At 71.0% G+C, this 21,661-nt stretch carries 16 protein-coding genes; 12 read left to right on the top strand and 4 right to left on the bottom strand.

Features of this window, described 5'->3' with window-relative positions; translation table 11 throughout:
• Positions 1–221: 221 nt before the first annotated feature.
• From metH to BMX74_RS18975, 8 genes are all read left to right on the top strand, one after another.
• Positions 222–3,686, top strand: coding sequence for a methionine synthase (gene metH / locus BMX74_RS19010; RefSeq protein ID WP_091101855.1), 3,465 nt, complete (start codon positions 222–224; stop codon positions 3,684–3,686).
• 35 nt (positions 3,687–3,721) lie between these two features.
• Positions 3,722–4,366: an HAD family hydrolase gene (locus BMX74_RS19005; protein WP_055501019.1), complete on the top strand. Its 645-nt coding sequence runs from the start codon at positions 3,722–3,724 to the stop codon at positions 4,364–4,366.
• A 110-nt stretch (positions 4,367–4,476) separates the two neighbouring features.
• The gene (locus BMX74_RS44205) at positions 4,477–4,965 is read left to right on the top strand and encodes a hypothetical protein (RefSeq protein WP_055501020.1); all 489 of its coding nucleotides are present in this window, start codon (positions 4,477–4,479) and stop codon (positions 4,963–4,965) included.
• 254 nt (positions 4,966–5,219) lie between these two features.
• Positions 5,220–6,218 carry an ABC transporter permease gene (locus BMX74_RS18995; RefSeq protein WP_055501021.1) on the top strand — a complete coding sequence of 333 codons (999 nt, stop codon included), beginning with the start codon at positions 5,220–5,222 and terminating at the stop codon, positions 6,216–6,218.
• 59 nt (positions 6,219–6,277) lie between these two features.
• Positions 6,278–8,047 (top strand): ABC transporter substrate-binding protein, encoded by a 1,770-nt coding sequence (locus tag BMX74_RS18990; protein ID WP_055501022.1) that lies wholly within the window; start codon positions 6,278–6,280, stop codon positions 8,045–8,047.
• A 96-nt stretch (positions 8,048–8,143) separates the two neighbouring features.
• Positions 8,144–9,157 (top strand): ABC transporter permease, encoded by a 1,014-nt coding sequence (locus BMX74_RS18985; RefSeq protein WP_055501023.1) that lies wholly within the window; start codon positions 8,144–8,146, stop codon positions 9,155–9,157.
• Positions 9,154–10,182, top strand: a complete 1,029-nt coding sequence (locus tag BMX74_RS18980; protein ID WP_055501024.1) for an ABC transporter ATP-binding protein — start codon at positions 9,154–9,156, stop codon at positions 10,180–10,182. Before BMX74_RS18985 ends, BMX74_RS18980 begins: the two co-directional genes overlap by 4 nt.
• The gene (locus BMX74_RS18975; RefSeq protein WP_091101852.1) at positions 10,179–11,222 is read left to right on the top strand and encodes an ABC transporter ATP-binding protein; all 1,044 of its coding nucleotides are present in this window, start codon (positions 10,179–10,181) and stop codon (positions 11,220–11,222) included. Before BMX74_RS18980 ends, BMX74_RS18975 begins: the two co-directional genes overlap by 4 nt.
• A gap of 164 nt (positions 11,223–11,386) precedes the next feature.
• On the opposite strand, the gene BMX74_RS18970 is transcribed toward BMX74_RS18975, so the two are convergent.
• From BMX74_RS18970 to BMX74_RS18960, 3 genes are all read right to left on the bottom strand, one after another.
• Positions 11,387–12,070 (bottom strand): response regulator, encoded by a 684-nt coding sequence (locus BMX74_RS18970; protein WP_055501026.1) that lies wholly within the window; start codon positions 12,068–12,070, stop codon positions 11,387–11,389.
• The gene (locus tag BMX74_RS18965) at positions 12,067–13,239 is read right to left on the bottom strand and encodes a sensor histidine kinase (RefSeq protein ID WP_091101851.1); all 1,173 of its coding nucleotides are present in this window, start codon (positions 13,237–13,239) and stop codon (positions 12,067–12,069) included. Before BMX74_RS18965 ends, BMX74_RS18970 begins: the two co-directional genes overlap by 4 nt.
• A gap of 210 nt (positions 13,240–13,449) precedes the next feature.
• Entirely contained in the window at positions 13,450–14,310 is an 861-nt protein-coding gene (locus tag BMX74_RS18960) for a RecB family exonuclease (RefSeq protein WP_055501028.1), read from the bottom strand.
• 114 nt (positions 14,311–14,424) lie between these two features.
• On the opposite strand from BMX74_RS18960, the gene BMX74_RS18955 reads away from it, so the two are divergent.
• Both BMX74_RS18955 and BMX74_RS18950 read left to right on the top strand, forming a co-directional pair.
• Positions 14,425–15,561, top strand: a complete 1,137-nt coding sequence (locus BMX74_RS18955; protein ID WP_091101848.1) for a site-2 protease family protein — start codon at positions 14,425–14,427, stop codon at positions 15,559–15,561.
• A 315-nt stretch (positions 15,562–15,876) separates the two neighbouring features.
• Positions 15,877–17,463, top strand: coding sequence for an FHA domain-containing protein (locus BMX74_RS18950; protein ID WP_091101847.1), 1,587 nt, complete (start codon positions 15,877–15,879; stop codon positions 17,461–17,463).
• A gap of 86 nt (positions 17,464–17,549) precedes the next feature.
• Here the strand turns inward: BMX74_RS18950 and BMX74_RS18945 are convergent, their stop codons facing one another.
• Positions 17,550–18,641, bottom strand: a complete 1,092-nt coding sequence (locus BMX74_RS18945) for a GNAT family N-acetyltransferase (protein ID WP_091101844.1) — start codon at positions 18,639–18,641, stop codon at positions 17,550–17,552.
• Between the two features lie 55 nt (positions 18,642–18,696).
• Here BMX74_RS18945 and BMX74_RS18940 point away from each other — a divergent pair, with 55 nt between their 5' ends.
• A complete protein-coding gene (locus BMX74_RS18940) occupies positions 18,697–19,548 on the top strand; it encodes a tRNA (adenine-N1)-methyltransferase (protein ID WP_055501032.1) in 852 nt (283 codons plus the stop codon).
• Between the two features lie 204 nt (positions 19,549–19,752).
• Positions 19,753–21,516 (top strand): proteasome ATPase, encoded by a 1,764-nt coding sequence (gene arc / locus BMX74_RS18935; protein WP_055501033.1) that lies wholly within the window; start codon positions 19,753–19,755, stop codon positions 21,514–21,516.
• The last annotated feature ends 145 nt before the right edge of the window (positions 21,517–21,661 follow it).

Genomic DNA, 21,661 nt, shown 5'->3' with positions numbered 1-21,661 from the left:
TCTCCGTCGCGGCCGCCGCCGCGGCTCCCGGCGGCCCGGCTGACGTCGGCATTCGGGGCTGATGGGACAAGGGGGACATCAGGTGGGGCGGCGTGTCGCGACGCGCCCGATCCCCGCCGCGCGGGACACGCCGCGGGAGAGCACGCGGCGCGGGGCTCCACGGGCGTCCGATACGTGGTCAACGCGATGCCGGGCGGGCGGCAGCGGATAAGCTCTGTTCCATGAGCATCTCCCCATCCTTCCGAGAAGTGTTGTCCCAGCGGGTCGTCGTGGCCGACGGGGCTATGGGCACGATGCTCCAGGCCCAGGACCCGACCCTCGACGACTTCGAGGGCCACGAGGGCTGCAACGAGGTTCTCAACGTCACCAGGCCCGACATCGTGCAGGGCGTCCACGACGCCTACTTCGCCGTCGGCGTCGACTGCGTCGAGACCAACACCTTCGGCGCCAACCTCGCCGCCCTCGGCGAGTACGACATCGCCGACCGCGTGTTCGAGTACTCCGAGGCCGGCGCCAGGATCGCCCGCGAGCGGGCCGACCACTGGTCCACGCCCGACCACCCGCGCTTCGTGCTCGGCTCGATGGGCCCCGGCACCAAGCTGCCCACGCTCGGCCACCTGCCGTACGCGAGCCTGCGCGACGCCTACCGCGACAACGCCGCCGGCCTGGTCGCGGGCGGCGCCGACGCGATCATCATCGAGACCAGCCAGGACCTCCTGCAGGTCAAGGCCGCCGTCGTCGGCGCCCGCACGGCCATCGAGGCCGCCGGCCGCGACGTGCCGATCATCGCCCAGGTCACCATCGAGACCAACGGCGCCATGCTGCTCGGCTCCGAGATCGGCGCCGCGCTCACCGCCATCGAGCCGCTCGGCGTCGACATCGTCGGCCTCAACTGCGCCACCGGCCCGGCCGAGATGAGCGAGCACCTGCGCTACCTGGCCCGCCACTCCAGGCTCAGGCTCTCCTGCATGCCCAACGCGGGCCTGCCGGTGCTGACGGCCGACGGCGCGTACTACCCGCTCACCCCCGACGAGCTGGCCGAGGCGCACGACGCCTTCACCCGCGACTACGGCCTGGCCCTGGTCGGGGGCTGCTGCGGCACCACGCCCGAGCACCTGCGCCGCGTGGTCGAGCGGGTGCGCGGCAGGGAGGTGGCCGCCAGGCGGCCGCACCCCGAGCCCGGCGCGTCCTCGCTGTACCAGACCGTCCCGTTCCGCCAGGACACCTCCTACCTGGCCATCGGCGAGCGCTGCAACACCAACGGCTCCAAGGCCTTCCGCGAGGCCATGCTGGAGGGCCGCTGGGACGACTGCGTCGAGATGGCCCGCGACCAGGCCCGCGACGGCGCCCACATGCTCGACCTGTGCGTCGACTACGTCGGCCGCGACGGCGTGGCCGACATGAAGGAGCTGGCCTTCCGCTTCGCCACGGCCTCCACCCTGCCGATCATGCTCGACTCCACCGAGCCCGACGTCCTGCAGGCCGGCCTGGAGATGCTGGGCGGGCGCGCCGCGGTCAACTCCGTCAACTACGAGGACGGCGCCGGCCCCGACTCCCGCTTCCAGCGCATCATGCGCCTGGTGCGCGAGCACGGCGCGGCCGTCGTGGCCCTGACCATCGACGAGGAGGGCCAGGCCCGCACCGCCGAGTGGAAGGTGCGCGTGGCCACCCGCCTCATCGAGGACCTCGTCACCAACTGGGGCATGCGGGTCGAGGACATCATCGTCGACTGCCTCACCTTCCCCATCGCCACCGGCCAGGAGGAGACCAGGCGCGACGGCCTGGAGACCATCGAGGCGATCCGCGAGCTCAAGCGCCGCTACCCCGAGGTGCAGACCACCCTCGGCCTGTCGAACATCAGCTTCGGCCTCAACCCGGCCGCCCGCGTGGTGCTCAACTCGGTGTTCCTCAACGAGTGCGTCAACGCGGGGCTCGACTCCGCGATCGTCCACGCCTCGAAGATCCTGCCGATGGCGCGCATCCCCGAGGAGCAGCGCAGGGTCGCCCTCGACATGGTCTACGACCGCCGCCGCGAGGGCTACGACCCGCTGCAGCGCTTCATGGAGCTGTTCGAGGGCGTCGACAGCTCCTCCGCCGCCTCCGCCAGGGCCGAGGAGCTGGCGGCGCTGCCGCTGTGGGAGCGGCTCAAGCGGCGCATCGTCGACGGCGAGAAGAAGGGCCTGGAGGCCGACCTCGACGCCGGGCTGGCCGAGCGCCCCGCCCTGGAGATCATCAACGACGTGCTGCTCGACGGCATGAAGACGGTGGGCGAGCTGTTCGGCTCCGGCCAGATGCAGCTGCCGTTCGTGCTGCAGTCGGCCGAGGTGATGAAGACCGCCGTCGCCCACCTCGAACCGCACATGGAGCGCGTCGAGGGCGAGACCAAGGGCCGCATCGTGCTGGCCACCGTCAAGGGCGACGTCCACGACATCGGCAAGAACCTCGTCGACATCATCTTGTCCAACAACGGCTACGAGGTCGTCAACCTCGGCATCAAGCAGCCGGTCTCCTCCATCCTCGAGGCCGCCGACGAGCAGAAGGCCGACGTCATCGGCATGTCGGGCCTGCTCGTCAAGTCCACGGTCGTGATGAAGGAGAACCTGGAGGAGATGAACTCCAGGGGCCTGTCGGGCAAGTACCCCGTGCTGCTCGGCGGCGCCGCGCTCACCCGCGCGTACGTGGAGCAGGACCTCGCGGAGCTGTTCGAGGGCGAGGTGCGTTACGCCCGCGACGCGTTCGAGGGGCTGCGCCTGATGGACGCCTTCATGGCGGTCAAGCGCGGCGTCGAGGGCGCCACGCTGCCGCCGCTGCGCGAGCGCCGCGTCAAGACCGGCGCCGTGCTCACCCGCACCCCGGTCGAGGAGCTGCCCTCCCGCTCCGACGTGGCCGCCGACAACCGGGTGCCCGCTCCGCCGTTCCACGGCGACCGCATCGTCAAGGGCATCCCGCTCGCCGACTACGCCGCCTTCCTCGACGAGCGCGCGCTGTTCCTCGGCCAGTGGGGGCTCAAGCCCACCAGGGGCGGCGACGGGCCGGGCTACGAGGAGCTCGTCGAGGGCGAGGGCAGGCCGCGGCTGCGCATGTGGCTGGAGCGGGCGCAGACCGAGGGCCTGCTGGAGGCGGCCGTGGTCTACGGCTACTTCCCGTGCGTCAGCGACGGAGACTCTCTGATCATCCTCGACGACGCGGGGCGCGAGCGCACCCGCTTCACGTTCCCGCGCCAGCGCCGCGACCGGCACCTGTGCCTGTCCGACTTCTTCCGTCCGAAGGACTCCGGCGAGGTGGACGTCGTCGGCTTCCAGGTCGTCACCATGGGCTCGAAGATCGCCCAGGCCACCGGCGAGCTGTTCGCCAAGGACGCCTACCGCGACTACCTCGAACTGCACGGCCTGTCCGTGCAGCTCACCGAGGCGCTCGCCGAGTACTGGCACGCCCGGGTGCGCTCCGAGTGGGGCATCGGCGGCGACGAGTCGCTCGACGACATGCTCAAGGTCAACGTCCAGGGCTGCCGCTACTCGTTCGGCTACCCGGCCTGCCCCAACCTGGAGGACCAGGTGCAGCTCTTCGAGCTGCTGCAGCCGGAGCGCATCGGCGTCACGCTCTCGGAGGAGTTCCAGCTCCACCCCGAGCAGGCCACCTCGGCCCTCGTCGCGCACCATCCCGAAGCCAAGTACTTCAACGTCTGACGGCCGGCGCGGCAGGGAATCGGGGGTAACGAGCGGTGGAAGCCGTCTTCTTCGACATGGACGGGCTTCTCGTCGACAGCGAGAAGGTGTGGCTGGAGATCGAGACCGAGGTCATGGCGCGCCTCGGCGCGGTCTGGACGATCGAGCACCAGGCGCGTCTGGTGGGCGGGTCGATGGAGCGGGCCGTCGCGTACATGCTGGCGGTCTCGGGCGCCGACGTGCCGCCGGGCACGGTCCGCGACTGGATGGTCGAGGGCATGGTCGGGCGGCTTTCGCTGGGCGTGCCCGTCATGCCGGGCGCGGGTGAGCTGCTGGCCGCGTTGCGGGCCGAGGGCGTGCCGGTGGCGCTGGTCACCTCGTCGCTGAAGGACATCGCCGAGGCGGCGCTCGGCGCGGTCGGCAGGCACCTGTTCGACGCCGTCGTCACCGCCGACGACGTGCGGCGCACCAAGCCCGACCCCGAGCCGTACCTCACGGCGGCCGCGATGCTGGACGTGGAGCCGGTGCGCTGCGTGGTGCTGGAGGACTCCCCGACGGGCGTCGCCGCGGCCACGGCCGCGGGCTGCGCGGTGGTGGCCGTGCCGAGCCTGCTGCCGATCGACCCGGCGCCCGGCCGGCTCGTGGTCGACTCGCTCACCGCCGTCTCGGTGACCGATCTGCGGGGTCTCGTCCGCGTCTGAGGGTTGTCCCTTAGGGGAGAAGTCCGGCTTCCGGAGGAGCTGCGTCCGCCGGTCGGCGTGCCAGGATGGAGAGGTAGCCGACGACAGCCAACGGACGGGGAGCGGCCGGAATGTCCTTCGAACAGATCGCGTGGTTGCCGCTGTGCGCCGGTGTCACGGCCGTGGGGCTGGTGATGAGCTTCATGGCGTTCAGGCGCAGGGGGGCGGCCTCGGGCATGCGGGTGGCGGCGTGGGCGCTGCTGCCGGTGGCGGCGTACCTGACGGGGGCGCTGCAGGCGCTGTGGACGGTGGGCGCCACGCTCGTGGGGTTCGTCACCGGGCTGGTGCTCAACCCGCTCGTCTGGGCCGGCATCGCGGTCACGGGCCTGTCGGTGGTGCTGTTCCTCGTCTCGGGCGTGCTGCGCGGGCGCACCCTGTCGCGGGGCAGGCCCAAGGGTGAGGAGCCGGCGGCGAAGACACAGCCGGTGGCGGGCCGGGGCGACACCCCGGCGGTGGGCCGGTCCAAGCCCGCGCAGGCGCCCGGCACAGCCCGGAAGCCCGCCTCCGACGACGACTTCTCTGACGTCGAGGACATCCTCAAGCGTCACGGCATCAGTTGAGGGTGGGCTGTGTCACAGTTCCGAGACCCAACCGGTACGGGCCCCGGACATTCCCTCCAAGATCGATACGAATGAGTTTCGCGTCAATCACAGTTGAGCCACATCGAGCGCTGAGGGGCTAGTCACAGCAGCTCAGGCCATAGATTCTGCCTCCTGGGGCCGCGACAGGGCGGCCGACCTCGCACGGGCGCATACCCTGACCGGGATCGCGCCGCACACGGACGACGTCGTCTGGAATCCAGGGGGCAACTGGCATGACCGCACCGCTCGATCTTCCGGACTCGGCCATCGAGGCCGGACCGGAGACCGTTCTTGAGGGGGCGGAGTCCAACGTCATCCGAGGGCGTTCCCTCGGACAGATCGCCTGGATGCGCCTCAGGCGCGATCGCGTCGCCATGGCGGGTGGCATCGTCATCCTCCTGCTGATCCTCGGCGCGATCTTCGCTCCGCTGCTGGTGTCATGGTTCGGGCACCCTCCGGCCGAGTGGCACAGGGAGAAGATCGACCCGGCGATCCAGGCCCCGATCGGCACGTTCGGCGGCATGAGCTGGGACTTCCTGCTCGGTGTCGAGCCGACCACGGGCCGTGACCTGTTCAGCCGCATCCTGTACGGATCCCGCGTCTCGCTGCTGATCGCGTTCTTCGCGACGCTGCTGTGCGTGCTGCTCGGGACCGTGCTCGGGATGATCGCCGGCTTCTTCGGCGGCTGGGTCGACACGATCATCAGCCGCCTGATGGACATCTTCCTGGCCTTCCCGCTGCTGGTGTTCGCGCTGGCGCTGGCGGGCGTGATCCCCGACAAGGCGTTCGGCATGTCAGGTGACACGCTGAGAATCAGCCTGCTGGTGTTCATCATCGGGTTCTTCAACTGGCCCTACATCGGGCGCATCATCCGAGGGCAGACCCTGTCGCTCCGCGAACGGGAGTTCGTCGACGCCGCCCGCAGCCTGGGCGCGCGCAACCACGTCATCCTGTTCAAGGAGATCCTGCCCAACCTGCTGGCGCCGATCCTCGTGTACTCGACGCTGCTCATCCCCTCGAACATCCTGTTCGAGGCCGCGCTGTCCTTCCTGGGGGTGGGCGTGCGGCCGCCGACCCCGACGTGGGGAGGCATGCTGGCCGAGGCGGTGCACAACTACGACGTCGCACCGAACTTCATGCTCTTCCCCGGTCTGGCGATCTTCGTCACCGTGCTGGCGTTCAACCTGCTCGGTGACGGTCTGAGGGACGCCTTCGACCCGAAGGCCCGATAGGCCCTCGTGAGTTTTCCGCAAGTTCTACGAACTCCTAGATCAAGGGGTGTGTCAGGTCCATGAAGATCAGATCAACGGCGTCGGCGGTCGCGATGACCGCCGCTCTCGCCCTGGTCGTGTCCGCGTGCGGTGGCGGCGGCGGTGGCTCGAAGGGCTCCACGGGCGGCGGCAAGGACGAGGCGCCCGCCAGCCAGTACAACGCCGCGGTGACGCAGGTGGTCAACCCGTCGACGAAGACCGGCGGCACGCTGCGGATGGGCATGCCGGGCGACTTCGACTCGGTGGACCCGGGCGACATGTACTACGGCTACGCCTGGAACTTCGCCCGCCTGTACACGCGCGCGCTCACCATGTTCAAGCCGGTGCCCGGCGAGGAGGGCCTGCAGCTCGTCGGCGACCTCGCCGAGGGCCTGGGCACGCCCAGCGACGGCGGCAAGACGTGGACGTACAAGCTGCGTGAGGGCGTGAAGTTCGAGGACGGCACCCCCGTCACGTCCAAGGACGTGAAGTACGCCGTGGCCCGCTCCCTGGACAAGGACATCCTGCCCAGCGGCCCGACCTACTTCAACGACTGGCTGGACCTCGGCGACTACACCGGCCCGTACAAGATGAAGGGCAAGCTCGACGACTGGAAGGGCATCGAGACGCCCGACGACCGGACGATCGTCTTCCACCTGAAGAAGCCGTACGGCGGTTTCGACTACTTCGCCATGCTCCCGCAGACGGCCCCCGTCCCCGAGGCGAAGGACACCGGCTCCAAGTACAAGGAGCACCCGGTCTCGACCGGCCCCTACATGTTCAAGGCGCACGAGCTCACCAAGCGCATCGAGCTGGTGAAGAACCCGAACTGGGACGCGGCGACCGACCCGAACCGCAAGCAGCTCAACGACTCCGTCGAGGTGCTGCTCGGCCAGAACGAGGACGACCTCGACCAGCGCCTCCTCTCCGGCAAGATCGACATCAAGGTCAACAGCACCGGCGTCGGCGCCAACGCCCGCAAGACCGTGCTGACCGACCCCAAGGTCAAGCAGTACGCCGACTCCGCGCTGATCGACCGGACCTGGTTCACCAACATCAACGGTGACGTCCCGCCGTTCGACAACATCCACTGCCGCAAGGCGGTCATGTACGCGACCGACCGCTCGGCCATCCAGGGCGCCTACGGCGGCCCCGACGCCGGTGGCGACATCGCCCTCAGCCTCATGCCGCCGAAGATGACGGGCTACCAGAAGATCGACCCGTACGGCGTCGAGGCCAACCCGACCGGCGACCTGGCCAAGGCCAAGGAGGAGCTGGCGGCCTGCGGCCAGCCGAACGGCTTCAGCACCACCATCTCCTTCCGCAACGAGCGCGCCGCCGAGAAGCAGACCGCCGAGGCGCTGCAGCAGTCGCTCGCCCGCGTGGGCATCAAGCTGGAGCTCAAGGGCTACCCGCAGGGCGACTACTTCAGGCTGTATGCCGGTAAGCCCGACTTCGCCAAGAAGAACAACCTCGGCCTCATGGTCTACGGCTGGGGCGCCGACTACCCCGAGGGCTTCGGCTTCTTCCAGCAGATCGTCGACAGCCGGGTCATCCGTCCCTCCGGTAACACGAACCTCACCGTGAAGGACCCGAAGATCGACGCGCTCATCGACCAGGCGGCCGCCGAGACGGACGCCACCAAGCGCAGCCAGATCTGGGCCGAGGTCGACAAGCAGGTCATGGACTCCGCGTTCATCCTGCCGTACGTGTGGGCCCACGGCCTGTTCTACCGGCCGCCGCACCTGAAGAACGTCTTCGTCAGCCAGAACTGGGGCATGTACGAGTACCTCACGCTGAGCACCCAGTAGCACCCCGGACGGGGAGTCCCGCCGGAACGTCCGTCGAAAGCAGGTGAAGGCTTGGGCGGCCGGGTCCACAAGGCCCGGCCGCCGTGGCCGAGATCAGTGTTCACATACATTCTCAGACGGTTGATAGCGGCCGTCATGCTGCTCTTCGTGGTGAGCATCGCGACGTTCGCCATCTTCTTCCTCGTGCCTCGGCTCGCTGGGATGTCTGCTGACGACCTCGCCTCCCGCTACGTGGGCAAGGCGGCCAACGCCGAGATCATCCACGACACGGCCATCCGGCTGGGGTTCAACGACCCGATCATCGTGCAGTACGGGCGCTTCGTGAAGGGCATCTTCGTCGGCGTCGAGCGCAACTACGGCCCCGGCGTCGAGCACTGCCCGGCGCCCTGCCTGGGCTACTCGTACGTCACGCAGAACCCGGTGCTGCCCGACCTGCTCAACCGGCTGCCGATCACCCTGTCGCTGGCGCTCGGCGCCGCCGTCGTGTGGCTCGTCTTCGGCGTGGCGACCGGCGTGGTCTCCGCGCTCAGGCGCGGCAGCTTCTTCGACCGCCTGTCCATGGGCGTCGCCCTGGCCGGCGTGTCGCTGCCCATCTTCTTCACCGGCATCGTCTCCCTGGCCATCTTCCGCGACCAGCTCGGCCTGGTCGGCGACGTGGCCGACTGGGTGCCGTTCACCGAGGACCCTCTCACCTGGGCCAACAACCTGATCCTGCCCTGGGTGACGCTGGCCTTCCTGTACGCCGCCGGTTACGCCCGGCTCACCCGGGCGGGCATGCTGGAGACCATGTCGGAGGACTACATCCGCACCGCCAGGGCCAAGGGCCTGCCCGAACGGGTGGTGGTGCTCAAGCACGGCCTGCGCGCCACGCTCACGCCCGTGCTCACCATGTTCGGCCTCGACCTCGGCCTGCTGCTCGGCGGCGCCGTCCTGACGGAGAGCACGTTCTCGCTGCCCGGCATCGGCAAGTACGCGGTCGACGCCATCGGCAACAACGACCTTCCCCAGGTGATGGGCGTCACCCTGCTCGCGGCGACGTTCATCATCGTGGCCAACCTGATCGTGGACATGCTGTACGCGGTCGTCGACCCGAGGGTGAGGCTGTCGTGACCCCGTTCCTCGACGTCAAGGATCTGAAGATCCACTTCTCGACGGACGACGGCCTCGTCAGGTCGGTGGACGGGCTGACGTTCAGCCTCGAACGCGGCAAGACGCTCGGCATCGTGGGCGAGTCGGGCTCCGGCAAGTCCGTCACCAGCCTCGGCATCCTCGGCCTGCACAAGGGCAAGGGCGCCAACATCTCCGGCGAGATCTGGCTCGACGGCGAGGAGCTCGTCGGCGCCTCGCAGGAGCACGTGCGCGGGCTGCGCGGCAAGAAGATGGCGATGATCTTCCAGGATCCGCTGTCGGCGATGCACCCGTTCTACACCGTCGGCGACCAGATCATCGAGGCGTACCGCATCCACAACAAGGTCACCAAGGCGGTGGCCAAGAAGCACGCCATCGACATGCTGGGCCGGGTCGGCATCCCCGAGCCGCAGCGGCGGGTCGACTCCTACCCGCACGAGTTCTCCGGCGGCATGCGGCAGCGCGCGATGATCGCCATGGCGCTCTCCTGCGACCCCGAGCTGCTCATCGCCGACGAGCCCACCACCGCGCTCGACGTGACGGTACAGGCGCAGATCCTCGACCTCATGGTCGACCTCCAGCGGGAGTTCAACTCCGCCCTGATCATCATCACGCACGACCTCGGCGTCGTGGCCGAGCTGTCCGACGACATCCTCGTCATGTACGCCGGCAAGTGCATCGAGTACGGCACCGCCGAGGACATCTTCTACCGTCCCGAGCACCCCTACACGTGGGGTTTGCTGGGGTCGATGCCCCGCCTCGACCGCGAGCCCACCGAGCGGCTCATGCCGATCAAGGGCTCGCCGCCGTCCCTGATCAACGTGCCGCCCGGCTGCGCCTTCCACCCCCGCTGCCCGTACGCAGAACGCACCAAGGGCAAGGCCACCACCGAGGTCCCCGCCCTGGCCGAGACCTCGGGCGGGCACCTGGTGCGCTGCCACATGGACCAGGAGGAGCGGCGCACGCTGTGGGAGAACGAGATCAAGCCAATGCTGGAGACCCAGTGAGCGAGCCGAAGGGCGGCGCCGAGCCGCTGCTTTCCGTACAGGACCTGGAGAAGCACTTCCCCGTCACCAAGGGCCTGCTCAAGCGGCAGGTCGGCGCGGTCAAGGCCGTCGACGGCATCAGCTTCGACGTCTTCAAGGGCGAGACCCTGGGCCTGGTGGGGGAGTCCGGCTGCGGCAAGTCCACGACCGGCCGCCTGGTCACGCGCCTGCTGGAGCCCACCGGCGGCAAGGTGGTCTTCGAGGGCGAGGACATCACGCACCTCGGGCAGGGCAGGCTCAGGCCGCTCCGCCGCGACATGCAGATGATCTTCCAGGACCCGTACTCGTCGCTCAACCCGCGCCACACCGTCGGCACCATCGTCGGCGCGCCGTTCCACATCCAGGGCGTCCAGACCGAGAACGGCGTCAAGAAGGCCGTCCAGGACCTCCTCGCCCTGGTCGGGCTCAACCCCGAGCACTACAACCGCTACCCGCACGAGTTCTCGGGCGGCCAGCGGCAGCGCATCGGCATCGCCCGCACGCTCGCGCTCAAGCCGAAGCTCATCATCGCCGACGAGCCGGTCTCCGCCCTGGACGTGTCGATCCAGGCGCAGGTCGTCAACCTCCTGGAGGACCTGCAGAACGAGCTCGACCTGACATACGTGGTCATCGCCCACGACCTGTCGGTGGTGCGCCACATCAGCGACCGGGTCGCGGTCATGTACCTCGGCAAGATCGTCGAGATCGCCGACCGCCATCGCCTGTACGGCTCGCCCATGCACCCGTACACCAACGCGCTGATGTCGGCCGTGCCGGTGCCCGACCCGAAGGCGCGCAAGGAGCGCGAGCGCATCCGCCTGACCGGCGACGTGCCCAGCCCGCTCAACCCGCCGCCCGCCTGCCGCTTCCACACCCGCTGCTGGAAGGCGCAGGAGATCTGCAAGACGGTCGAGCCGCCGCTGCAGGAGATGGCGAGCGGCCACCAGGTGGCCTGCCACTTCCCGGAGAACGCCGTGGGCGTCGGCAGCGGCCCCGCGCAGGAGCCCGCCGCGGCCTCCTGACCCACGCTCCGCCCGCGCCCCCTTCCGCCCACCGGGAGGGGGCGCGCCGCGCACCACCCCAGGCCCGCGCCGCGCACCGCCCCGGCCCCGCGCCCCAGGCCCGCGCCGGGTACTGCCCCGGCCCCGCGCCCCAGGCCCGCGCCGGGCCCGCCGGGGCGGGGAGGTCAGGACATCGCGCCCGGCGTGATCAGCCCCGTCTCGTACGCGAGCACCACCGCCTGCACCCGGTCGCGCAGCCCCAGCTTCGTCAGCACGTTGCCGACGTGCGTCTTCACCGTGGTCTCGCTCACCACGAGCTTGGCCGCGATCTCCGCGTTGGACATCCCCTTCGCGATCAGCCGCAGCACCTCCAGCTCCCGCTCGGTGAGCCGGTCGAGCCTGGCAGGGGCGGGCTGCTCGTGCGCCGACGGCAGCCGCGAGGCGAACCTGTCCAGCAGCCGCCTGGTCACGCTCGGCGCCACGATCGCGTCGCCCGCCGCCACCACCCGGATCGCCTGCACCAGCTCGTCGGGCGGCACATCCTTCAGCAGGAAGCCGGACGCGCCGGAACGCAGCGCCTCCACGATGTACTCGTCCAGGTCGAACGTCGTCAGCACCAGCACCTTCGGCACGTGCGCCGACGGCGCCGCCTCGCGCACGATCCTGCGGGTCGCCTCGATGCCGTCGACGCCCGGCATGCGGATGTCCATGAGCACGACGTCGGGCAGCAGCGCCCGCGTCTGCTCCTGGGCGCCCTTGCCGTCGCCCGCCTGGCCCACCACCGTGATGTCGGGCTCGGCCTCAAGGATCAGGCGGAAACCGGTACGCAGCAGCGGCTGGTCGTCCACCAGCAGCACTCTGATCGTCATTGGCCGTCCTTCAACGGGAACCTCGCCCGCACCTCGAAACCGCCCCCGGTTCGCGGACCGATGCTCAGGATTCCACCATAGAGGGCCACCCGCTCGCGAATCCCCACCAGGCCGTGGCCGGTGCGCTCGGCCGGCGCCGCCTGGCCCGTGCCGTCGTCCTCGACCCGTACGTCCAGCTCGCCGGGGCGGTGCGTGAGCGTCACCACCGCCGTCGCGCCGGGCCCCGCGTGCCGCAGGCTGTTCGTCAGCCCCTCCTGGACCAGCCGGTAGGCGGCCAGGTCGACGCCCGGCGGGAGGGGCCGCGGCTCGCCCTCGACGTGCAGCAGCGCGGGCAGCCCCGCCTCGCGCATCTGCTCCAGCAGCGCGGGCAGGTCGCGCACGCCCGGCTGCGGCCCCAGCTCGGCGCGGGCGTCGGTACGCAGCACGCCCACGATGTTGCGCATCTCCGTCATCGCCAGGCGGCCGGTGTGCTCGATCGCCGACAGCGCCTCGCGCGCCAGCTCGGGGTCCTTGCCGAGCACCCGGCGCGCCGCTGCGGCCTGCACGGTCATGACGCTCACGTGGTGGGCCACGACGTCGTGCAACTCCCTGGCGATGCGCGAGCGCTCCTCGGCCCGCGCCGCCCGCGTGTCGGCCGCGCGCGCCCGCTCCAGCCGGCCCGCCCGCTCCCGCAGCTCCTCCAGGTACGCCCTCCGCAGCCGCAGGCTCCTGCCCACCCCCCACACGGAGGCCAGCGCCATCACCACCACCACGTGCTCGCTCCAGCCGGCCCTGACCGGCGTCGCCGCCGCGCCCGCCGCGTAGGTCACCAGCGAGACCAGCAGGCCGCCGAGCGCCGCGGCGAGACCGCCGGAGGACGCCACGGAGTACAGCAGCACGAACCCGGCCAGGCCCGCCGCCCCGCCCCCGTAGCCGAAGGCCGCGAGCAGCGTCTCGGGCACCAGGCCCGCGCACAGCCCGGCGAGCGGACGCCGCCTGCGCACCGCCACCGGCGCGCACGCCGCCACCACCAGGGCGGCGCCCAGCGCGTCGGGGTCGCGCACACCGCCCGTGGGCAGGCCCTCGGCCACGAGCCGCTGGGGGCCGTACAGGAAGAACAGCGCCACCGACGCCGCGGCCAGCACGGCGGCGAACACCGTGTCGTGGAGCGTGGTCCTGTCGATGCGCACGGCATCACTGTAGGACCCGCCCCACCGGGCACGACTCCTCCCACGGGAGGATTACGGCCGGCCCGCGCCGCCCGATGCGAGGGCTTCGTCCCTGGCCCGCCGAAGGGGCGTCCGCCGCGCCCGGCCCCTACACGTGCCGTGCCCGGCCCCTACGCGTGCCGACGCCCCGCCCCCGCACGCGCCGCGCCCCGCTCCTCCCGGGGCGGCGGGTCACAGCTCATCCGTGGCGGCCCGCCGGTTGCTGCGCACGGTGTCGCCCGGCTGCCGGTCGGGCACCGGCGGCGGCGTGCCGCCGAACTCGGGGCACAGCGCCTGGTGGTCGCACCAGTCGCACAGCCTGCTGCGGCGCGCCCGCCACTCGCCCGACTCCAGCGCCCGCTCGATCGCCGCCCACAGCGCCGTCACCTTGCGCTCGGTGGCCCGCAGGTCGGCCTCGTCGGGGGCGTAGCGCAGCACCTCGCCCCCGCCGCCGAGGTAGACGAGCTGCAGCAGCCGCGGCACCGTGCCGCGCAGCCGCCACAGCACGAGGGCGTAGAACTTCATCTGGAACAGCGCCTTGGCCTCGAACTCGGGCCCCGGGGCGCTGCCCGTCTTGTAGTCGACCACCCGCACGTCGCCGGTGGGCGCCACGTCGAGCCTGTCGACGTAGCCGCGCAGCATCAGCCCGCTGTCGAGCACCGCCTCGACGTACAGCTCGCGCTCTGCGGGCTCCAGCCGGGTGGGGTCCTCCAGCGTGAAGTAGCGCTCCAGCATCGCCCGCGCCTGCGCCAGCCACTCGGCCTGCTCGGCCTCGTCGGCGAACATCCCGGCGTACTGCGGGTCGTCGTCGAGCAGCCGGCGCCACTGCGGCTCCAGCAGCTCCAGCGCCGCCTCCACGGAACGGCCGGGGGCGGGCAGGTCGTACAGGCGCTCCAGCACGGCGTGGACCACCGTGCCGCGCACGGCGGCCGGCGACGGCTTCTCCGGGAGCTGGTCGATCACGCGGAAGCGGTAGAGCAGCGGGCACGTCATGAAGTCGCCCGCCCGGGACGGGGAGAGAGCTCCGATGATCACCGGCTCGGTCAACGTCATGCACCGCACTCTAGGTCAACGGGCCGACAGAATAACCGGCGCGGCGAAGGGATCACGGCATCCGCCGCGTAGCATCAAGGCAGCAACGGCACGGAGTGGACGTCAAGGAGCGCGGTGAGCGAGCAGAGCCCCCGGCAGGAGTTCTCCGGTCTTCCGATGGGAAGACCGTTCGGCATCCCCGTGTACGTCTCCTGGACCTGGTTCATCATCGCCGCCTTCATCACCATGATGTTCGGCTCCCGCTTCCGCCAGATGCTGCCCGAGCTCGACGGCTTCGCCTCCTACGCCATGGCGTTCCTGTTCGCGGTGCTGCTGTACGTGTCGGTGCTGCTGCACGAGCTGGCCCACAGCGTGCTGGCCAAGTCGTTCGGCCTGCCGGTCCGCCGGATCACGCTCTACCTGCTCGGCGGCGTCTCCGAGATCGAGAAGGAGCCGCCCACGCCGGGCAAGGAGTTCATGGTCGCCGCGGCGGGCCCCGTGCTGTCGCTGGGCCTGGCCGGGCTGGGCCTGGCCGGCGACGTCTACTTCGTCAACGGCGGCGGCATCGCCGAGGTGCTGGTCTGGCAGCTGTGGGTGTCCAACCTCATCGTCGGCGTGTTCAACCTGCTGCCGGGCCTGCCGCTCGACGGCGGCAGGATGCTGCGCGCCGGCGTGTGGCGGCTGACCCGCGACCCCGGCTCCGGCACGGTCGTGGCCGCGTGGGGCGGCCGGGTGCTGGCCGTGCTCCTCGTCGCCGGGCCCATCGCCATGGCGCTGACGGACGGCGGGCAGTTCGACCCCACCGACCTCCTCTGGCCTGTGGTGCTGGCCTCGTTCATCTGGATGGGCGCCACGCAGTCGCTGCGGGTGGCCCGCATCCGCGCGAGGATCCCGCAGGTGAACGCACGGGCCCTGGCCCGCAGGGCGATCCCGGTCACGGCCGAGACGCCGCTGTCCGAGGCACTGCGCCAGGCCGCCGAGCGGCGGGCGGGGGCGCTGGTGGTGGTCGACCACGAGGGCGCGCCCGTCGCGATCGTCAACGAGGCGGCCGTCCAGGCCACGCCCGAGCACCGGCGTCCGTGGGTGACCGTGGGCACGCTGGCGAAGGCGCTGGAGGAGTCCACCGTGCTGCAGGCCGACCTGTCGGGCGAGCCGCTCATCGACGCGATGCGCCAGGCGCCCGCGGGGGAGTACCTCCTGGTCGAGCGCGGCGGCGAGATCTACGGCGTGCTCGCCACCTCCGACGTGAACCGGGTCTTCAGCGGCGTCTGATTTGTCCTACTCGTTAAAGGGACCTGGCCGGGCTAGGGTCGTCTCCAGCCGTTTCCGGTGACCTGGTGAGTTCTCTGCTGGGACGAGTGGCCGATAGTGTTCTGTTTGGCCAAACTTGCACAGTTAAGGGGTTTGCCGCGGTCCGCCGATACACCGAATCGAGACGGCGTGGCCGCGACACGGCCTCGCCGGCTGGGTATGCGTATGGCTGGTGGTACAGCACGGCAGTGCGGGTGCCGTCACATCGCCGGCTTCCGGGAGGAGAGTTCAAGTGACCGAGCGCAGCGAGGGCACCCTGGTCATGAGGGAGGACGCATGACCGACCAGGGCTTCGGAGTCGTGCGTCCGCTTCCCGGCGACGGGCTCGTGGCCTACGTGGGCGGGCTGCTACTGGTGTGCGACGCGGGCGAGGCCACCGGCGAGGGCCTGCTCGACGCGCTGCGCGAGACGGCCGCCGCGGGCGGCGACGGGCGGGCGCTGGCCCGCAGGGCCGCGCAGGTGCTCGCGGCCACCATGACCGGCGACCCCGCCACCTGCGCCGTCGCGGGCCCCGTCAGCGGCGGCGTGGCCGTGCTGGTCAGCGGATCCGCCTCGGCCACCGTGATCACAGCGTCCGGCGAGACCCGCCTCGCCGGCAGCGACTCCCTCACCTGGGCCGACCGGCTCGTCGCCGGTCCCGTCGAGCGCGTCGAGCTGAGCCTGCCGGGCGCCGGCTCCGCCCACCCCGCCGTCCGCCTGGAGGGCGGCGTCGTCCACGGCGGCGGCCTCGTCGGCGAGGTCGGCGAGGTGAACGCGCAGCCGCAGGCCGCCCCCGCGCCCGAGGCGTCCAGGCCGCTCACCGCCGAGATGCCCAACACGGCGCTGCACTTCGAGCCCGACCTCATGCCCCAGCCCCCGCAGCAGGACCAGCGGCCGCCGTACCCGATGCCCGCCCAGCCGCCGTCCGGTCCCCAGCCCGCGCCCGCCCACGCGCAGCCGGCGCCGGGCCCCGAGCAGGCGCCCGCCCCGCAGCCCCTGTCGGGCCCGCAGCCGGTGCCGGTCCCCGAGCCCATGCCGGGGCCGCCGATGGGCGGAGGGTCCGGCCCCATGCAGCCGCCGCCCGTCTCCGGGCCGATGTCCCCGCCCATGCCCATGTCCCCGCCGATGCCGGGTCCGATGTCGGGTCCGATGTCCGGGCCGCACCCCGGCATGCCCGGCCCGGGGATGCCCGGCCCCGCAGCGCAGGGCCAGCACGCCGGTCCTCCGATGGAGCCGCCGCCCTACCTGCCGCCGCACGAGCAGGCCCACCCCGAGCCCCAGCCGTACAGCTCCTTCGACTCCTTCGACGACCCCGCCGGCGGCGGCCTGGGCGACCAGCCCGCGCCGCCCGTCCTCGGGCCGTCCGACCCCATGGGCCAGCCGCCGCAGGACCACCCCGAGCAGGGCGACCGGCCCCTCGTCTACGGCGTCGACTGCAAGAACGACCACTTCAACGACCCCCGGTCGCCGTACTGCGCCGTCTGCGGCATCGCCCTGGTGCAGCGCACGCTCGTGCCGTACAAGGGGCCGCGGCCGTCGCTCGGCGTCCTCATCCTCGACGACGGCACGGCCCTGCCGCTGGAGAGCGACTACCTGCTGGGCCGCGACCCCGAGCGCGCTCCCGAGGTGGCAGGGGGCTCGGCCAGGCCGGCCAAGGTGACCAGCCCCGACGGCTCGGTCTCCCGCCGCCACCTGCGCGTGGCGCTCGACGGCTGGGACGTCAACCTGGTGGACCTCGGCTCGGTCAACGGCACCCAGATCCAGCCGCCCGGCGACCCCAACTTCTACGACATCCCGCCGAACGAGCCCGTCACGATCGCCCCGGGCACCACGGTCAGGGTCGGGGTGTCCCGCACCCTGCGCTACGAGGCCCACAGGGGCTGACACCCCCGCCACGGCGGTCCCTCCTGCGGGGCCGCCGGGCGGGAGGGCGCCTGCGGCGGCGCGGCGGGATCTCGCGCGCGACGCCGTCAGGAGGGGCGGACGCGCACCCAGGAGACGTCGTCGGCCCGCGAGCCGTCCTGCCGCGGCAGCAACTGGGCGTGCACGCACTCGCGGACGAACCCGGCCCGCTCCAGCACGGCGTGCGAGGCGCGGTTGACGGCGTCGGTGCCGGCCACCACGCGGTGCAGCGGCGTCCGCGCGAACGCCCAGTCGACCAGCAGCCGCACCGCCCTGGTCATGAACCCCCGCCCCCGGAACCCCGGCGCCAGCGAGTAGCCGATCATCGCCTGGCCGATCACCGGCGAGACCTGCATGAGCTGGAGGTGCCCGGCGAAGGCGCCGTCGGCGGCGTCCCTGACGGCCAGCTCGATCCGCTGCCCGGTCACCCACCAGTACATCGTGTAGCGGCAGCGCCGCTCGTCTTCCTCCGGCGAGGTGCCGGGGCTCACCGAGAACGCCTGGACGCTGGGCTCGTTCATCACCCGGTGGTAGTCGGCCGCGTCGGACGGCGCGAGTGGGGTGAGCCGCACCACCCCGTCGCTCAGCTCGCCGCCCTCGAACAGCGGCAGGTACGGCTCCACCGGCGCGCCGGAGTCGCGGTCGAGCCTGGCGAAGACGACGAGGTCGGCGGCCCGGCCGTCGCGCAGCAGCTTGGCGTCGCGCCTGCGGCCCTCCTCGTGGAAGCCCGCCTTGCAGGCGACGCGCAGGCTGGCCGTGTTCTCGACCTCGGCCTGCAGCTCGACCCTGCGCACGCCCTGGTCGATCAGCCACTCGGTGACGGCGCGCACCGCGGTGGTGGCCACGCCCCTGCCGCGCGCCCACGGCGCCATGAGGTAGCCGATCTCGGTGACGCCCCACCGGTCGGGCGGGCGCACCCCGACGGAGCCCGCGTAGCGGCCGTCCTCGGTGACCGCGAACTCGGCGCCGCCGTCGTCCCACTTGGCCCTGGCGAGCTTCAGGTAGGCGCGGGCGTCGTCGACGTCGTACGGCTCGGGCAGCAGCGGCAGGAACCGCGCGGTCACCGGATCGCCGCAGGTCTCGGCGATGGCGCCGAGGTCGGCCTCGGTGGGGGCCCGCAGCACCAGCGGCCCGGCGGAGATCACGTCGCGCGCAAGCATCCCCCATAGATACCGTGCGTCCGGAGCCCCCGGAAACCCCTATAACCTTGCGGCCATGGGTTTCCGCAGGCATGGGCCGTTCCAGGTGGGGGATCAGGTGCAGCTCACCGACCCCAAGAACAAGCGCCACACGATCACGCTCAAGGAGGACGGCGTCTTCCACACGCACAAGGGCGCCATCCCGCACAGCGATCTGATCGGGCAGCCCGAGGGCTCCGTGGTGCGCTCGTCCGGCGGCACCCAGTACCTCGCCTTCCGTCACCTGCTGCAGGACTACACGCTGGCGATGCCGCGCGGCGCGGCCGTGATCTACCCGAAGGACGCCTCGATGATCGTCGGCATGGCCGACGTCTTCCCCGGCGCGCGGGTGGTGGAGGCCGGCGTGGGCTCGGGCGCGCTCACCTGCTTCCTGCTGCGCGCCGTCGGCCCCGAGGGCCATGTCACCTCGTACGAGCGCCGCGACGAGTTCGCGGACGTGGCGCGCAAGAACGTCGAGAAGTTCTTCGGCGGCCCGATGGACGACAACTGGCGGCTGGTGGTCGGCGACCTGGTCGCCTCCCTCGACGAGGCCGACGTCGACCGGGTGATCCTCGACATGCTGGCCCCGTGGGAGTGCGTCGACGCGGCGGCCAAGGCGCTCACGCCCGGCGGCGTGATCTGCTGCTATGTCGCCACCACCACGCAGATGTCCAAAACGGTCGAAGCCATTCGCGATCACGGGAGTTTCACCGAGCCCCATGCGTGGGAGACCCTGGTTCGCGACTGGCATGTCGAAGGGCTCGCGGTACGGCCCGATCACCGGATGATCGGCCACACGGGGTTCCTCGTCTCCGCCCGTCGCATGGCGGACGGAGTGACGCCGCCGCCGCGACGCCGCCGACCGAAGGGAACCACTGAAGAACTATGACAATTTGGCCACAAGAGTGCCTTCGTGCGTGACACGGGAACAGATGGTCGTGTTCCTATGCTGGGAGTATTAAACGCACTATTAGGGATTAATCACCGAATACGGAGTGTCAGGATACGAACACTGCCCGGCCAGGTTACGGAGGGGCCCGAGATAGGTAAGGTCCTTAGTAGTCGCCCTCGACTGGGAAGGAGGTGACGGGGCGTGGCAGCTCGCGATGATGCTGAGGCTCGAGCCGCGCAGCGCGAACGGGAGGTCGCCGATCTTTCAACACAGGTCTCCTTCCTCCAAGAGGAGATCACGGCGCTGCGTCGGAAGCTGGCCGAGTCACCCCGTCAGGCCAGGGTCCTCGAAGAGCGTCTTCATGAGGCACAGGCGAACCTCGCGGCCGTCACCGGCCAGAACGAGCGTCTGGTCGCCACACTGAAGGAAGCCCGGGACCAGATCGTCGCTCTCAAGGAGGAGGTCGACCGGCTGGCGCAGCCGCCGTCCGGCTTCGGCACCTTCCTGGAGGCCAGGGAAGACGGCACGATCGAGGTGTTCACCGGCGGCCGCAAGCTGCGGGTGAACGTCAGCCCGTCCGTCGACGTCTCCTCGCTGCGGCGTGGCCAGGAGGTCATGCTCAACGAGGCGCTCAACGTGGTCGAGGCGCTCGGCTACGAAGAGGTCGGCGAGATCGTGATGCTCAAGGAACTGCTCGACGAGGGCAAGCGCGCCCTCGTCATCTCGCACGCCGACGAGGAGCGCGTCGTGCGGCTCGCCGACTCCCTGGTCGGCCAGCCCGTGCGCGCCGGCGACTCCCTGCTTCTCGAACCCCGCTCGGGGTACGTCTACGAGCGCATCCCCAAGTCCGAGGTCGAGGAGCTCGTGCTGGAGGAGGTCCCCGACATCTCCTACGAGGAGATCGGCGGCCTCGGCAGGCAGATCGAGCAGATCAGGGACGCCATCGAGCTGCCCTACCTGCACGCCGACCTGTTCCGCGAGCACAAGCTGCGCCCGCCCAAGGGCGTGCTGCTCTACGGCCCGCCCGGTTGCGGCAAGACGCTCATCGCCAAGGCCGTGGCCAACTCCCTGGCCAAGCAGGTCGCGGAGAAGACCGGCCAGTCCGGCAAGAGCTTCTTCCTCAACATCAAGGGCCCGGAGCTGCTCAACAAGTACGTCGGCGAGACCGAGCGGCACATCCGCCTGGTCTTCCAGCGCGCCCGTGAGAAGGCCTCCGAGGGCACCCCGGTCATCGTGTTCTTCGACGAGATGGACTCCATCTTCCGCACCCGCGGCTCGGGCGTGTCGTCCGACGTCGAGAACACCATCGTCCCTCAGCTGCTGTCGGAGATCGACGGCGTCGAGGGCCTGGAGAACGTCATCGTCATCGGCGCCTCCAACCGCGAGGACATGATCGACCCGGCGATCCTGCGGCCCGGCCGCCTGGACGTCAAGATCAAGATCGAGCGGCCCGACGCCGAGGCGGCCAAGGACATCTTCTCCAAGTACCTCCTCGCCGACCTGCCGCTGCACCCCGACGACCTCGCCGAGCACGGCGGCTCGCGTGAGGCGACCATCCACGGCATGATCCAGAGCGCCGTCGAGCGCATGTACACCGAGAGCGAGGAGAACCGCTTCCTCGAGGTGACGTACGCCAACGGCGACAAGGAAGTCCTGTACTTCAAGGACTTCAACTCCGGCGCGATGATCCAGAACATCGTCGACCGGGGCAAGAAGATGGCCATCAAGCAGTTCCTCGAGACCGGCCAGAAGGGCCTGCGGGTGCAGCACCTGCTCACGGCCTGCGTGGACGAGTTCTCCGAGAACGAGGACCTGCCCAACACCACCAACCCCGACGACTGGGCCCGCATCTCCGGCAAGAAGGGCGAGCGGATCGTCTACATCCGCACGCTCGTCTCCGGCAAGCAGGGCACCGAGGCCGGACGGTCGATCGACACCGTCGCCAACACCGGCCAGTACCTCTGACCCGTCGAGGAAGGGCCGCGCGGACAGCACCGCGCGGCCCTTCCGCGTCTCCCGGCGGGCTCCCCGGCGTCTCCCCGGTCGCTCCGCCCGCGCGGCCCGCCCCGGTGCGCGCACCTGCGGCGCGACACGCGCGATACGCATGCGC

Origin of the sequence: Nonomuraea pusilla, assembly GCF_900109355.1 — a bacterium.
In the GTDB taxonomy this organism is placed as follows: Bacteria; Actinomycetota; Actinomycetes; order Streptosporangiales; family Streptosporangiaceae; genus Nonomuraea; species Nonomuraea pusilla.
This window is presented reverse-complemented; position numbering and strand designations above follow the sequence as displayed.

Coding starts and splice junctions, on each gene's coding strand:
- BMX74_RS18960 (WP_055501028.1), bottom strand. CDS start 14,310: ATGACGTTGACCGAGCCGGTGATCATCGGAGCTCTCTCCCCGTCCCGG.
- BMX74_RS18970 (WP_055501026.1), bottom strand. CDS start 12,070: ATGACGATCAGAGTGCTGCTGGTGGACGACCAGCCGCTGCTGCGTACC.
- BMX74_RS18940 (WP_055501032.1), top strand. CDS start 18,697: ATGGGTTTCCGCAGGCATGGGCCGTTCCAGGTGGGGGATCAGGTGCAG.
- metH (WP_091101855.1), top strand. CDS start 222: ATGAGCATCTCCCCATCCTTCCGAGAAGTGTTGTCCCAGCGGGTCGTC.
- BMX74_RS18945 (WP_091101844.1), bottom strand. CDS start 18,641: ATGCTTGCGCGCGACGTGATCTCCGCCGGGCCGCTGGTGCTGCGGGCC.
- BMX74_RS18950 (WP_091101847.1), top strand. CDS start 15,877: ATGACCGACCAGGGCTTCGGAGTCGTGCGTCCGCTTCCCGGCGACGGG.
- BMX74_RS18995 (WP_055501021.1), top strand. CDS start 5,220: ATGACCGCACCGCTCGATCTTCCGGACTCGGCCATCGAGGCCGGACCG.
- BMX74_RS44205 (WP_055501020.1), top strand. CDS start 4,477: ATGTCCTTCGAACAGATCGCGTGGTTGCCGCTGTGCGCCGGTGTCACG.
- BMX74_RS18990 (WP_055501022.1), top strand. CDS start 6,278: ATGAAGATCAGATCAACGGCGTCGGCGGTCGCGATGACCGCCGCTCTC.